At 51.1% G+C, this 13398-nt stretch carries 12 protein-coding genes and 1 pseudogene; 9 read left to right on the forward strand and 4 right to left on the reverse strand.

Going from position 1 to position 13398, the window contains the following annotated elements; translation table 11 throughout:
• The first annotated feature begins 100 nt into the window (after positions 1-100).
• The 4 genes from KDK14_RS01430 (at position 101) to dnaB (ending at position 3781) form a co-directional block, all read left to right on the forward strand.
• Entirely contained in the window at positions 101-952 is an 852-nt protein-coding gene (locus KDK14_RS01430) for a Cof-type HAD-IIB family hydrolase (protein WP_257263233.1), read from the forward strand.
• Positions 953-973: 21 nt separating this feature from the next.
• A complete protein-coding gene (locus KDK14_RS01435; protein WP_257263234.1) occupies positions 974-1381 on the forward strand; it encodes a putative PEP-binding protein in 408 nt (135 codons plus the stop codon).
• A gap of 23 nt (positions 1382-1404) precedes the next feature.
• Positions 1405-2262, forward strand: coding sequence for a pyridoxal kinase PdxY (pdxY, locus tag KDK14_RS01440; protein ID WP_257263235.1), 858 nt, complete (start codon positions 1405-1407; stop codon positions 2260-2262).
• Positions 2263-2380: 118 nt separating this feature from the next.
• A complete protein-coding gene (dnaB, locus tag KDK14_RS01445; protein WP_257263236.1) occupies positions 2381-3781 on the forward strand; it encodes a replicative DNA helicase in 1401 nt (466 codons plus the stop codon).
• A 159-nt stretch (positions 3782-3940) separates the two neighbouring features.
• On the opposite strand, the gene KDK14_RS01450 is transcribed toward dnaB, so the two are convergent.
• The 3 genes from KDK14_RS01450 to nhaC form a co-directional block, all read right to left on the reverse strand.
• The gene (locus KDK14_RS01450) at positions 3941-4939 is read right to left on the reverse strand and encodes a serine/threonine protein kinase (protein ID WP_257263237.1); all 999 of its coding nucleotides are present in this window, start codon (positions 4937-4939) and stop codon (positions 3941-3943) included.
• A gap of 229 nt (positions 4940-5168) precedes the next feature.
• A complete protein-coding gene (locus tag KDK14_RS01455) occupies positions 5169-5996 on the reverse strand; it encodes a hypothetical protein (RefSeq protein ID WP_257263238.1) in 828 nt (275 codons plus the stop codon).
• Between the two features lie 81 nt (positions 5997-6077).
• Positions 6078-7499 carry a Na+/H+ antiporter NhaC gene (gene nhaC, locus KDK14_RS01460; protein ID WP_257263239.1) on the reverse strand — a complete coding sequence of 474 codons (1422 nt, stop codon included), beginning with the start codon at positions 7497-7499 and terminating at the stop codon, positions 6078-6080.
• Between the two features lie 185 nt (positions 7500-7684).
• Here nhaC and KDK14_RS01465 point away from each other — a divergent pair, with 185 nt between their 5' ends.
• From KDK14_RS01465 to KDK14_RS01480, 4 genes are all read left to right on the forward strand, one after another.
• Positions 7685-8626 (forward strand): LysR family transcriptional regulator, encoded by a 942-nt coding sequence (locus KDK14_RS01465; RefSeq protein WP_257263240.1) that lies wholly within the window; start codon positions 7685-7687, stop codon positions 8624-8626.
• 120 nt (positions 8627-8746) lie between these two features.
• Positions 8747-10090: a PqiA/YebS family transporter subunit gene (locus tag KDK14_RS01470; RefSeq protein WP_257263241.1), complete on the forward strand. Its 1344-nt coding sequence runs from the start codon at positions 8747-8749 to the stop codon at positions 10088-10090.
• On the forward strand, positions 10090-11745 hold the full coding sequence (gene pqiB, locus KDK14_RS01475) for an intermembrane transport protein PqiB (protein WP_257263242.1): 1656 nt from the start codon (positions 10090-10092) through the stop codon (positions 11743-11745). The genes KDK14_RS01470 and pqiB overlap by 1 nt, the downstream gene beginning before the upstream one ends.
• Positions 11742-12335, forward strand: a complete 594-nt coding sequence (locus KDK14_RS01480) for a membrane integrity-associated transporter subunit PqiC (RefSeq protein WP_257263243.1) — start codon at positions 11742-11744, stop codon at positions 12333-12335. Before pqiB ends, KDK14_RS01480 begins: the two co-directional genes overlap by 4 nt.
• On the opposite strand, the gene KDK14_RS01485 is transcribed toward KDK14_RS01480, so the two are convergent.
• Entirely contained in the window at positions 12336-13076 is a 741-nt protein-coding gene (locus KDK14_RS01485) for a ComF family protein (protein WP_257263244.1), read from the reverse strand.
• Positions 13077-13156: 80 nt separating this feature from the next.
• Between KDK14_RS01485 and KDK14_RS01490 the strand changes: the two are divergent.
• Positions 13157-13398: pseudogene (locus tag KDK14_RS01490) on the forward strand (biotin synthase); the annotation flags it as partial.

Here is a 13398-nt window from a genome sequence, read left to right on the forward strand (position 1 = left end):
GCAACGCAGGAGCAGTTGCCGCGCAGGGCAGTCTATTCTCGGACAGCCTCCTGGTACGCAAAGATTATTGATAATGATTTTCCGCTTAAAGGAACGATCAATGATAACACCTGACTACAAACTACTGGCATTTGATCTGGACGGCACTTTGCTTAATAGCAAGGGTGACATTCTTGCAAGTTCAAAAAAAGCGATTAAAGCTGCGCAGCAGCTTGGGGTAAAGGTGGTTCTGGTTACAGGGCGCCATCATGTTGCTGCACGCCCTTATCATTATGAGCTTGGGCTGGATACCCCGGCGATTTGTTGCAACGGGGCCTACATCATGGACTATAGTCAGCCTGAGCCCATCTATAGTCATCCGTTATCGAAAGATCAGGCCCGGCGCATTATTCACATTGCCCGGGAGCAAAATTTACATATTTTGATGTATGTGGAGGATGCCATGACCTTTGAAGTGATGAATCCCCACATGGAAAAGTTGTATCACTGGGCCGGTAAACAGCCTGAAATAGTAAAACCCGTGATCAGGCAAATAGACGACGCTCTACGGGTTATGGTGTCGTCGAAAGCCATTCACAAATTCGTATTATCTCACCCGGAGCAGGACCGGTTCCTGGCAGCCTATCAGCATATTCTTTCCCTGAATGAATTCAGTTGTGAGCGCTCCTGGGTTGATCGCATGGATATTGCCAACAATGGCAACACGAAAGGAAGCACGTTATCAATGCTGGCCGGGCAATGGGGCATTGATCGTCAGGACATTATTGCTGTCGGGGATAACGACAATGACATCAGCATGATTCAGTTTGCCGGCCTGGGTGTTGCCATGGGTCATTGCAGTGAACCACTGAAGCCCCAAGCCAATGTATTCATTGGCAGTAATGATGAAGACAGCATTGCTGAGCTGATCGAAACTCACATCACTGGCATCACCAAAACGACGGCCGCCTGATTGAACCATTTGGAGTAGAGCATGAAACCCCAAGAGCGGGCCAATGCCATCCGCACATTAAGTATGGAAAGTATGGATGGCGTACAAAAAGCGAATTCCGGAGTCCCGACAAATAGCGGCGAATCCACTACCCCCATGAATCCCGGGATATCAAACAATAGGCTGAACGGAATTATTGCGTCAGAAGGCATTGCCATTGGCAAGACGGTTATTCATGTAGCACAGGAATTTGCCGGTGATGAGCAGGCGGCGTTGATATTGGCAGGCATGGGGCTGGACGAGTTTGGTATGTCGGCCCCTTCGGTACTGAAAATTAAAAAAGTACTGATCAATCAAAACTGCACAGCGCTTGCTGAACTGGCCAGGCAATGTTTGAATGCGCCAGATGCTGATGAAGTCCGTCGAATAGTTGCTGCGTTCAGTGGTTAAGAGGGGAAGGTTAAGGAAGGTTGATGAAAGGCGTCTTATCTATCCAGTCACATGTCGTTTTTGGCCATGCTGGCAATAGTTCTGCTGTCTTTCCCCTGCAGCGTATGGGGTTTGAAGTCTGGCCGTTACATACGGTGCAGTTTTCAAACCACACTCAATACCCACAGGGGTGGAGAGGATGTGCATTTAAGGCAGAGACTATTTCGGAGCTGGTCAGCGGACTTGATGCAATTCATGTACTGAAGGGTTGCCAGGCGGTTATTTCTGGCTATCTGGGTAATATTGATCAATGTCAGGCCGTTATCAATGCGGTGTCTCTGGTGAAGCAGCAAAACCCTGAGGCACTTTACGTTTGCGACCCGGTGATGGGTTCTCCTGAAAAGGGTTGCATCGTGCCTGCTGGCGTCGCAGAAGCTTTAATTGATAAGGCCATGCCTTTAGCGGATGTGATCGTGCCGAACCAGTTTGAGCTGAGCCAATTTACCGGCGTAGCGATTGATTCTCTGGAAGACGCGATACATGCCTGCAAGGTTGCCTTGAGCAAAGGTCCTGACATGGTTCTGGTCAAGCATCTCCACAGCCTTTCAGCGTCCAGTTTTTCCATGATGCTGGCGGGTGGTGAACACTGCTATCTGGCCCAGCGTCCGAATCTGGAATTTGCCCGGCACCCTGTGGGTGTCGGAGATCTTATTTCAGCGTTATTTACCGGCGGGCTACTGAAGGGCTGGTCTCCTGTTGATGCATTTGAGCATTGCAACAATGCTTGCTATGAAATCCTGAAAGAAACACTGCGTCGAAATGAATGGGAGCTTCAGACAATCGCTGCTCAAGAAGCAATCATCTCGCCGGCCAGTGGTTTTTCAGTAATATGTCTCAATTAGGACAGAATCATTAAGGCCAGAAATATATGATTCAATATGGTTAGATATTGCGACTGTATTTTCAGGGCTGCAATCGGTTATTCTGATTCACCATTCAATCTTTTCTCAGATCGTCACTATGCTGGATGTACGTCCCCATGAGTTGCAGCTTCCCCTCGATGCAGCCACGGTTGCCATAAAAACACCACCCCACTCCATCGAAGCGGAGCAATCCGTTCTCGGTGGCCTGATGCTGGATAACCAGGCCTGGGACCGGGTGGTTGATAAACTGACGTCGGATGACTTTTATAATCCGGGGCACCGGCGTATCTATGCATCCATCGGCGCACTGAGTAATGAGAGCAAGCCTTTTGACCCGCTGACCGTTGCCGAGATTCTGGAAAACCGGGGGGAGCTGGATGAAGTGGGGGGGCTGGTTTACCTGGCGGAGCTGGCAGGCAGTGTTCCCAGTGTGGCGAATATCCGGGCGTATGCCGAGATCATTTATGAACGCTCAGTTTTACGCAAGCTGATCAACACTGGCCAAAAGATTGCCGACAGTGCCTACAATCCGGAAGGGAAAGACAGCCAGGCGATTCTGGATGAAGCCGAGCGGCTGGTGTTCAATATTGCCGAAGAACGCCCAAATACCGGTGGGCCGATGGGGGTTCGGGAAATCCTTGAAAACACCGTCAAGAAAATTGATGAGATGTTTAATGCCGGTAATGCCATTACCGGAACCACCACCGGCTTTAAAGACCTGGATGAAATGACCTCCGGTCTCCAGCCTTCTGATATGGTGATCGTTGCTGCCCGTCCATCCATGGGTAAGACTACCTTTGCCATGAACCTGGTGGAAAATGCCCTGCTGAACAGTGACAAGGGCGTGATGGTGTTCAGTCTGGAGATGCCCAGTGAGCAGCTGATGATGCGGATGCTTTCCTCTCTGGGCAGGATCAACCAGTCCAAGGTAAGAAGCGGCCAGCTGGAAGAGGAAGACTGGCCAAAGCTGTTGTCGGCGGTTGAGCGAATCAAGGACAAGAAGCTGTTCATTGACGATACCGCGGGGATCAGCCCTTCGGAAATGCGTTCACGGGTTCGCCGGGTAGTGCGGGAACATGGTGATCTGGGCCTGATCATGATCGACTACCTGCAGTTGATGCAGATTCCCGGTTTTGGTGAGGGAAGAACCAACGAAATCTCGGAAATTTCCCGATCGTTGAAAGCCATTGCCAAGGAGTTCAATGTCCCTGTTATCGCCCTGTCGCAGTTGAACCGGTCCCTTGAGCAACGACCCAATAAGCGCCCGGTCAACTCCGACCTGCGTGAATCCGGTGCCATCGAGCAGGACGCCGACGTGATCATGTTTATCTACCGGGATGAGGTGTATAACCCGGATACCGAGTATAAGGGGGTGGCAGAAATCATCATCGGCAAGCAGCGTAATGGTCCTATTGGTACCTGCCGACTGGCGTTTATTGGCCAGTTCACCCGCTTTGAAAACCTGGCACCGGATGCTTACCGGTTTGACGAGGACTGATGTTTTAACCACAAAGACACAAAGGAAAGATTTCTTTTTTCTTCCTTTGTGCCTTTGTGGTGAAAGTCTTTCAAGGAAGGGCTGCTTATGATGTTTTTTTTGGCGCCACAAAGGACACGATGGAAGAAAACTGCATTCCTGGTACGCTGTGTGATAAACCTAAACCTGCCCAAAAACTGACAGTGGTGGCTCGTCCAGGGCTGCCAGTTGCTCCCGCAATTCCAGAATATGTTCGGCCCAATATCGCTCGGTATTAAACCAGGTGAAGGCCATGGGAAAGGCGGGGTCATCCCAGCGCTTTGCCAGCCAGCCGCTGTAATTGATCAGTCGCAGGGTACGGAAATATTCCACCAGATTCAGCTCTGAAGGGCTGAAATGCATAAACTCCGTGTAGCCTGCGAGAATCTCGGCCATTTGCAGGGTCTGCTCCCGGCGGTCTCCGGATAACAGCATCCAGAGATCCTGAATAGCCGGGGCCATACAGGTATCGTCAAAATCCACAAAGTGTGGCGCCTCATGGCGCCAGAGAATATTGCCGCCGTGGCAGTCACCGTGGACACGAATGGATTGCCAGGTATGCTGATGATTGACGAGTTCCAGACGATGGAGCAAGTCCCGGGTCAGGGTCTGGTAAGCTTCCAGCAGAGAAGCTGGAATAAAATCGTTTGCCAGCAGATACTCCACATTATCAATGCCGTATCGCTGCAAGTTGATTGCCGGGCGGTGCTGGAAATCACTGGCTGATCCCAGTTTGTGCATTCGTCCCAGGGTACGACCAAGGGTCAACAGGCTGTCCGGGGTATCCAGCTCGGGGGCGTGACCACCCTGGCGGGGAAACAGGGCAAACAGAAAGCCAGCAAACTCATGCAGCGTATTGCCTTTTGCGTCCATGATCGGGGCAACCACCGGTAATTCCATCGCCTTGAGATCCAGGGTGAATTGATGCTCCTCCTGAATCTGGTCTTTTGACCAGCGTTCAGGGCGGTAGAATTTTGCAATCAGGGGTTCACGTTCCTCAATGCCTACCTGGTAAACCCGGTTTTCATAACTGTTCAAAGCCATAATGCGGGCATCACTCAGAAATCCTGCGCTCTCAACGGCGTCCAGCACCTGGTCAGGCGTCAGCTGGTCGTATGGATGTTGAGTAGGCGTGTTCATGCTAGCCTCCGATGGCGTCTGAGTTTTGTGCAGGGGATTCTATAACCAATATTGCAGGCTGGCCACTGACGCCGGGGGAATTCTGCAGGCAAGGAGATATCCCGAAATAACTTCAACATTTTACTGACGCTGTTTGCTACCCGAAAAGCCGGAGCTGCTTGTGCTTTTGCGGGCAGCGGGCGGCGACCTTTTCCCGGACTGAATAAAATATCCCAAGAGCCTTTTTTCCCTAGTGAATACTGCCTGAAAAACGTATCGGTGCTAAATCTCCATTCTTTCTACGAATTATGACCGTTGAGAACTCAGGTGTAGCAGAATAGATAACCAGATAGCGCCCAACCAGATACGCATCGGAATGAATAACCCATGGCGCCATGACAATGGCATAACCAAAGGGAACCTGAAATGCTGACATCAAGTAGTCGCCTTCCTGAGTATGCCTGCCAATAATCAAATATCCTCCGGCATCCTTGTTTAAGGGCATATGCAGATGCGGGCGGTCATGAACCTCAAGATAGGTTCCTCCACCCTTGTCCTGATCCATCAAATAGGAATCAACATACTGCTCACCGATGGAAGTAATAGTGACCGGTAAATTACCGGTAGAATCAAAACTCACTTGTTCGCCAACCTTAATTAGCTGACAGCCATAAAAAGCCAGGTGCTCACGGGTGGTTTGCGCTCTGGGGATAACCAGTTCCTCTTCGCCATCGGGTAAAAAGAAACTGCCCATGCCGCCCAGAATGTTGGCATCCTTTGTGGTTAAATCTACATCCTTGATCCACTCTCCCCGGGCATTAACCAGAGAAGGGGTGACAGGTGCCGGTAATGGTTTCGCAGCGTTTGCCATTGGTTCTGGTGCTAAGCCCTGCCAGGTTAATCGATAGTTTTTTCCCGGCTCCGCATGGCCAATGATGTTTTCTGTACGCATAAAAGCTGAGCAATGGTCGCCTTTGCGATTCACCAGCAGCACCGGAAGGTCCTGTCTAAGGTCTGCTGGCAGCTCTCTCATTTGGGCGAAAACATCTGCAAACATATTCAGTGCGTTATGACTCATGAGTACTTCTCCTTCTCAATGTTATTGTTGCCTGGTTGTTTGTTTGTTTGTTTGATTGATTGTTGTTTGTTTGATTGTTTCTTATTTAACTTCTATCTGGCTGGCCAGCGTATCGTCCTTGCTGTCCCTGCAACGGAATAAAGCAATGCCCAGGTAAGCAAAAACAATAGAAACCAGAGGATTTAGCCAGTTCAGCAGGGCCCAGGGAATATAATCGAGAACCGGCACTCCCAGGGTGGCCGCAAAGAAAGCACCTCCGGTTGTCCAGGGAATCAGCACCGTTGTCAGTGTGGCGCCTTCTTCCAGGGAACGGCTCATTACTGAGCGATCAATCTGCCTGGCGTCGTAACTGTCACCGAACAGCTGCCCCCCAAGAATGATTGACATGTAGGCTTCTCCCATCGTCAGGTTGCCAAAAAACACCGCGATAATGGTGGTTGTGACCAGGGAGGCTCTGCGTTTAATCCGACGTACGACGCTGGTAATTAATACCCTGAGAAAGCCAAAGCTATCAAGAATACCTCCCAGAGCCAGTGCCATTAACGACAGTGACAGTGTCTCCATCATGGAGCTGATACCACCCCGGCTCAGCAGGCTATCGAGCTGCTCTACACCGGTTTGAACACTGCCACCGTTGAACAAGCTGCCAAGTACTGTACTGATATCCGCTCCCTGCAGTAGCAATGCCAGCAGTACAGCAGTTCCCGCCGCCGCAATCATGGTAACTTCTGCAGCCACTTGTCGTATGCTTAGTACCACCATAACCAGCAGTGGCATCAGCGAGACAAGGCTCAGTGAAAAGTGATGCTCCAGGGTGGTCATCAGGGTGTGCAGGTGTTCGGTTGGCATGGAGTTGGTGCTGTATTCCATGCCCAGCCAGGTGAATATGGCCAGGCAGATCAGGTAAACAGGGCCGGTTGTGTAGGTCATGCTCTTGATATGGGCATAAAGGCTGGTCTTTGAACTCATTGCCGACAGGTTTGTGGTATCTGAAACCGGGGACATTTTGTCACCGAAACAGGCGCCGGAAATCACCATACCGGCAATCAACGGCAACGGCAGCCCCATGCAGCCGCCAATGCTCATAAGAACAACCCCGGCTGTCCCCACCGTACCCCAGCTGGTACCAGTTGCCAGCGACATCAGGCTGCAGAGAATCAGGCCTGTTGGCAGAAAAAAAGTGGGATCAATGAATGATATTCCGTAATAAACCAATGTTGCCAGCGTACCGCTTTCAATGAAGGCGGCAATAACCACCCCGATCAGGATAAAAATATAAATCGCCGACAGGGCATTGTTAATGCCATTATTCATGGCCTGTTGGATTTCTTTGTAGTTGTAACCGAGCCGTAATGCGCTTGATCCCGCAATAATCAGGCAGATAAGCATTAAGCTGTGCAGACTGGTCTGCAAATGAAATAGCCCTATTCCAATGACAGAGATGATGGTTACAAAGGTCAGTAAGGCGTGGTGAAAACTCGGTTTTTTCGACATGCTACTCATACATAGCTCCCCTGGAGGCCATCCCTGGGTAGCCTCACTGCAGTATTAGAATTCTTATCGATTGAGAGGTAAGAAATTCAATCGAGTTGGGTCAAATTCAATCCGTTTTGTAGTCAGCCGAAGATTATCAAATAGAAACACGGTGATTCCATCCCTTTCTGATAACCAACCCATTAGAAAAACTAATGAATAAGTTTTCACTGCCATCCCTGCAAACCCTGCGTACCTTTGAGAGTTGTTACCGGCTTGGCAGTTTTACCAGGGCAGCTGCTGAGTTGAATGTCAGCCAGGGGGCGGTCAGTCAGCGCATAAAAACATTGGAAGTCAGACTTGGTTTTGCCGTATTTCTGAGGGAAGGCCGCAGTATTGTGCCGACCCCATCAGGCAGAGCCCTGCTTCAGGTGGTCAATGAGAGCTTGACTCGCATTAACGAGGTGATTTACGCCGAGCGTAGCAGGCAATGTGAAGATGAACTGATTGTCTCCTGTTTGCCGGGATTTGCCATTCGCTGGCTATTTCCAAGATTAATTAACTTTGAGCAAGTGATGCCCGATGTTCGATTATCAGTAAATGCCATATCAAACCCGGTGGAGTTTTCTCTGCACCATGCGCATCTGGCCATTGTTTACACCCAAGACAGTCCGGACTCTGGATTATTCACTGAAGCCATCTTTCCCGTCTGCTCCCCGGCGTTTGCGCAGGCCCATGGTTTTCAGGGTAACACGGACGATGTCAGCCAATTCATCAATAAGCTGCCGGAGTTGACCCTGTTATACGACGTAAGCTCTGCAATGCATACTTATTCCGATATCTGGGCGTACTGGGCAAAGTCCCGGGGCGTTGACCTGACCAAAAGCCATGTGCAAAAGTACAGACAGTCCAATATCACCTTGCAACTGGCAGAGCTTGGCCATGGTGTTGCTATGGGCAGAACATCCCTGGTGATGGATGCTATCAAAAAAGGTCAACTGATCCAGTTACAACCGGCCCGGGTTCTGAACCCCTGCCGCTATCACCTGCAGACCTATCCCGGGTTATCCAGACATCGGGGCGTTGAAATTTTTTCAGAACAGCTTCGGTTGATGACCGAAGAGATTGACGCGTTTGCACGCAATTATCTTTATTAATGGTCTCATGCCATCTTCGAACGTCAGCAGATCCGCCATGCAGAAACTGAGTTGAACTCTATAATTCTTGGCAACACTTTCAGTCAGTAGCTCCTGCAGTCGCTCCTGCAGTCATCAAATATGATTTCCCACTCCCCATTTCTTGCCGCCTGTCAGGAGTGTGGCAAGGTTTCCCGCGTTCCCCATTTACCTGAAGACCAGACCGCCTTCTGTCCGCGCTGTGGTAACTCGCTTGTTGTGCGAATAAAAGGCTGTCATACCAAAGTATTTGCCTATGGCCTGGCGGCATTGATACTGCAGGTGGTCAGTTGTTTCTTTCCCTTTATGGCCATAGATGTGGAGGGCATAACACAGCAGGTCGCCCTGATTGATGTATTGATCGTGTTTTTCTACTTCCATAAGGCGGCACTGGCCTCATTATTGCTGCTGACCATTATTTTTTTGCCCGCATTCTATTTGGTGGGGTTGATAACCCTGTTTGCCATGGCCTGGTACTCGGCAACTGTGCAAAAGCACCCCGGGGATTCTGCCTGGGCGAAGCGGCTTTTCCGTTTTGTTTTCTGCATTGAGCCTTGGTTGCTGGTGGATATTTTCTTCATTGGGGCATTGGTCAGTATCATTAAAATGGCCTCCCTGTCAGATATCAGTATTGGTAACGCTTTCTGGACTTACTTTTTCTTTGCGCTGCTGGTGGTTAAATGTTCCCGCATGGCTGACCGGCACTGGCTTTGCGCTTATCTGTTTGCACCGGTCAGTATTGGCGATGTCCAGCCCGGAGACAGCCATCTGACCGGTAATCATCTGGTTTGCCGTTTGTGCAACCAGATCAATCCCGTCACTGATAGCAACGTCGATGCACCCGGGCACTGTCAGCGTTGCCATTTTCGGCTGTATCCCTACAACCCCGGGCAAAGTATCCGACTGACCGCAGCGTTACTGATGACATCACTGATCTTTTACTTTCCAGCTAACCTGTATCCCATGATGTACACCACCAGTTTTGGTGACTCTAGTGGCTCTACCATCATGGAAGGCGTGATATTTCTCTGGAACGAAGGCTCATACCCCGTTGCGCTGGTGATTCTGGCCGCCAGCATTATACTGCCATTGTCCAAGATGCTGATCTTGACTCACCTGCTCTGGTCCCTGCGCAGGCAGGGAGAAGCGTCACAGGTCGTGCTTGAGCGGTTGCATCTCTATCGGTTTATTGAGGTCATCGGGCGCTGGTCAATGATTGATGTCTTTGTCGTGGCCATCCTGTCGGCGTTGGTCCAATTTGGTGAGCTAATGGGCGTTACGCCGGGCCGGGCGGTATTTTATTTTGCCCTGGTGGTGATCTTTACCCTGCTTTCTACCGGTTTTTTCGACCCACGAATCCTCTGGCAAAACATTTCGGATCCAGACTGTCATGGACATAAGACGCCCAAAGACTGCCTGCGATTTGACAACAAGGAAGCGCTTTAATGGATCAACCAACGGCAACGGTAGCGCCAAACCGACGTTTTTCTCCCGTGTGGATCATCCCGATTGTCTCCGTGCTTGTGGCCGGCTGGATGGTCTATCAGTACCTGAGCCAGCAGGGGCCTGAGATCCATTTGGCTTCGCCCACAGCCAGTGGCGTGGTGCCTGACAAAACCCAAGTGAAGGTGCGTAGTGTCAAGGTGGGTATGGTGACCGCCGTCAAACTGAGTAAAGACTACAGTCAGATTGACCTGACGGTTCGAATGGACAGCGGCACTGAGCGAATGCTGGGTAAAGACAGTGAGTTCTGGCTGGTGAAACCCCGCATTGGTACAGAAGGGGTGACCGGTCTGGAAACCCTGCTTTCAGGTCCTTACATAGAGCTGGAACCCGGAGATTCAAAAGAGCGACGTTCGGATTTTGTCATGCTCAGTGCCCCTCCGGTTGCCGGGCCCAACATCAGGGGAACCCGGATCATCCTGGTTGCCAGTGAAGCGGGAAAACTGGCGATCGGGGATCCTGTCATGTTCGAAGGCTATGTGGTGGGGCGGGTTGAGAAAACCGGGTTTGACGTGGCCAGGCATCAGGCCACCTATCAGCTGTTTATTTTCCAAACCTACAGCGGCCTGCTGCGGACCCGCAGTCGGTTTTGGCTCAACTCGGGTATTGATATTAATTTCAGCGCACGGGGGTTCAATATCAATGTTGCCTCCCTGGAAACGTTGATTGCCGGAGGCGTTACCTTTGCGGTTCCTGAGGGTTCTCCGGAGGGGGAGCTGTTAACCGGTGGCACCATGCCCGAGTTTGAACTCTACGATAACCTGCAGGATGTCAAGGCTGATATGTATGAGCAGCTGATCCCCTATGCCATGCTGTTTACTGACTCCGTGCGGGGCCTTGCGCCGGGCGCACCGGTGGAGTACCGCGGCATTCGTATCGGCACAGTCAAGCAGGTGCCTTTTGTCCTGAGCAGCGAGGCTTCGGTAGCCACGATGAAAATTCCGGTGCTGGTCAATATTGAGGTTGAGCGTATCAATCACCTGGCATCTTCCCGGGAAACCATTGATCAGCTGGAGCAGAGCTTTGCCAATGCCTTTAAAAATGGCCTTCGTGCCTCCCTGAAAACGGCTAACCTGCTCTCAGGCTCTTTGTATATCGATATCGATTTTTATCCCGATGAAGTGCACTTTGCCACCTCCAGCGACACCAGAAAGTACTACGGATACAATGTATTCCCGACCATCGAGGGCGAGTTCGTGCTGTTGCAGCAGCACATTGAACATATTCTCACCCGGCTCGACAAATTGCCCATTGACAAGACGGTTGATTATTTGAATCAGGGCCTGGTGCATCTTGATGGTGCGAGTCAGCAACTTCAGCAAACCCTGAAAGACGTCGACAGTCTTCTGGTGCAGCAAGAGACACGGCAACTGCCACAGACTGTCCATAAAATCCTGGCCGATCTGAGGTCTATTTTGCAGGGGTTCAGTCCCGGCTCTACGAACTATGCAGAAATTGCCCAGGTGCTGTTGCGCATCAATCAGGCGCTGGGACAGCTGGAACCTTTGCTGCAGACCTTGAATGCGCAGCCGGACGCCCTTATTTTTGGCGCCAAAGAGACCGCCGACCCGATCCCCGTCAAAGGACGCAACCCATGAAAGCAGTGCTTGCCATTGCGGCTATCCTGTTCTTGCTGGCAGGGTGTGGTGCGCCTGCGCCGCAGACAACACGTTATCTTCTTGCGCCTGTGCCAGGCAAAACCGGTACCGACTTTACGGCGTCAGAGCCAATCATCAGGCTGGCACCTGTGGCCATGGATAACCTGATGGGCAGTCACGGCATTGTCTATCAGACGTCGCCTACTGAGGTGTTGGTTGCCCGCCACCATCTCTGGGCAGAGAATATTTCCACACAGTTGTCCAATCGTCTGCTGACGGGTCTCCGGCAAGGGCAAACCCGCTACTGGCCAGTACCGGATACTCCCCTGATGACTACGCCGGAAGTGGCCAGGCTGTTGGTCAACGTGCAACAATTTAATGGCAGTTATCAGGGCTATGGCGTGATCGCCGGGCAGTGGTCGTTACTGGATGGTCAGGGAGCGCTGCTTAAGTCTCAGCCCTTCAGCTTCAGGGAACCTTTGGCCAGTACTGGTTACACGGCGCTGGTCGATGCGCTGTCAACGGCCACTGACCGGCTGATAGCTGAATTGAGTCGGGTGTTGTCAGGGTTGAATTATCCTCAGCAGTGATCAGGTCTCGGGCGTTCGGGCAATACTCCATATATCCACCCGTTGGACACCACTGTTTTTCAATAGTTTGGTGATCTCACTGACCGTGGCACCGGTGGTGACCACATCGTCCACCAGGGCAACGTGGTGCCACGGCGGTTTGCGGTTTAACGTGAACGCGTTGCGAATGTTTTTTTGTCGGGCGATGGCATCCAGACTCTGCTGTGGCACGCTGTGGATGGTTCTTTTGATCAGCTGTTGATCAATTTCCAGGTCAATACCCAGACCGCCGGTGCAGAGCAGTTTCTTCAGGGCTCTGGTCAGCAGCAGCGTCTGGTCATACCCCCTTTCCCGCAGTCTGTTGCGGTGCAGTGGCACCGGCAGCATGATTTCTGGCCAGTGATCATCGCTGTAATAGTCCATCAACCATTCAGCCAGTGATACCACCATTGGTTTTATCAATTCCAGCCTGGACTGGTATTTTACCAGTTGTAATATCCGGTTGACGGGAAACTGGTAAAGGAATGGTGAAAGACAGCGGTCAAATAATGGCGGTTGCTTCAGGCACTGGCCACATATTCCTGTGTCACTGTCTTGAATGGGCAGGCCGCAGCAGGAGCAAAAGCACAGTGGCGCAGGGCAGGTGGCCAGGCATAATTGGCACAGCGGTTGGGCCAGTGTGGTCAAGCCCCGGCAAAGAATGCATTTGATCTGCACCTGCTGTTTAAAATTAGACCAGCTGTAAACTTTAAATGATTTCATAGATTGACGGTGATAGTAATTACGTTATCATCTTTTGCATCTTTAAATTATCAAAGTGAATCCCTTCCCCAGAGGATGTCATGTCCAGCACCAGCCCGGCTCCAGCAGAAAATCTATCCAGCCCTTATGGCAGCAGCGCCATTCGCCATGACTGGACACTGTCAGAGGTAGAGACACTTTTTCAAAAGCCTTTCAACGATCTTGTCTTTCAGGCCCAGTTGGCCCACAGAAAACATTTTGATCCAAACCAGGTGCAAGTTAGCACATTGCTGTCGATCAAGACGGGTGCCTGTCCGGAGGACTGCAAGTATTGCCCCCAGAG

The sequence above is a fragment of the Endozoicomonas sp. ONNA2 genome (assembly GCF_024606365.1).
In the GTDB taxonomy this organism is placed as follows: Bacteria; Pseudomonadota; Gammaproteobacteria; order Pseudomonadales; family Endozoicomonadaceae; genus Endozoicomonas.

Coding starts and splice junctions, on each gene's coding strand:
- KDK14_RS01430 (WP_257263233.1), top strand. CDS start 101: ATGATAACACCTGACTACAAACTACTGGCATTTGATCTGGACGGCACT.
- KDK14_RS01435 (WP_257263234.1), top strand. CDS start 974: ATGAAACCCCAAGAGCGGGCCAATGCCATCCGCACATTAAGTATGGAA.
- pdxY (WP_257263235.1), top strand. CDS start 1,405: ATGAAAGGCGTCTTATCTATCCAGTCACATGTCGTTTTTGGCCATGCT.
- dnaB (WP_257263236.1), top strand. CDS start 2,381: ATGCTGGATGTACGTCCCCATGAGTTGCAGCTTCCCCTCGATGCAGCC.
- KDK14_RS01450 (WP_257263237.1), bottom strand. CDS start 4,939: ATGAACACGCCTACTCAACATCCATACGACCAGCTGACGCCTGACCAG.
- KDK14_RS01455 (WP_257263238.1), bottom strand. CDS start 5,996: ATGAGTCATAACGCACTGAATATGTTTGCAGATGTTTTCGCCCAAATG.
- nhaC (WP_257263239.1), bottom strand. CDS start 7,499: ATGAGTAGCATGTCGAAAAAACCGAGTTTTCACCACGCCTTACTGACC.
- KDK14_RS01465 (WP_257263240.1), top strand. CDS start 7,685: ATGAATAAGTTTTCACTGCCATCCCTGCAAACCCTGCGTACCTTTGAG.
- KDK14_RS01470 (WP_257263241.1), top strand. CDS start 8,747: ATGATTTCCCACTCCCCATTTCTTGCCGCCTGTCAGGAGTGTGGCAAG.
- pqiB (WP_257263242.1), top strand. CDS start 10,090: ATGGATCAACCAACGGCAACGGTAGCGCCAAACCGACGTTTTTCTCCC.
- KDK14_RS01480 (WP_257263243.1), top strand. CDS start 11,742: ATGAAAGCAGTGCTTGCCATTGCGGCTATCCTGTTCTTGCTGGCAGGG.
- KDK14_RS01485 (WP_257263244.1), bottom strand. CDS start 13,076: ATGAAATCATTTAAAGTTTACAGCTGGTCTAATTTTAAACAGCAGGTG.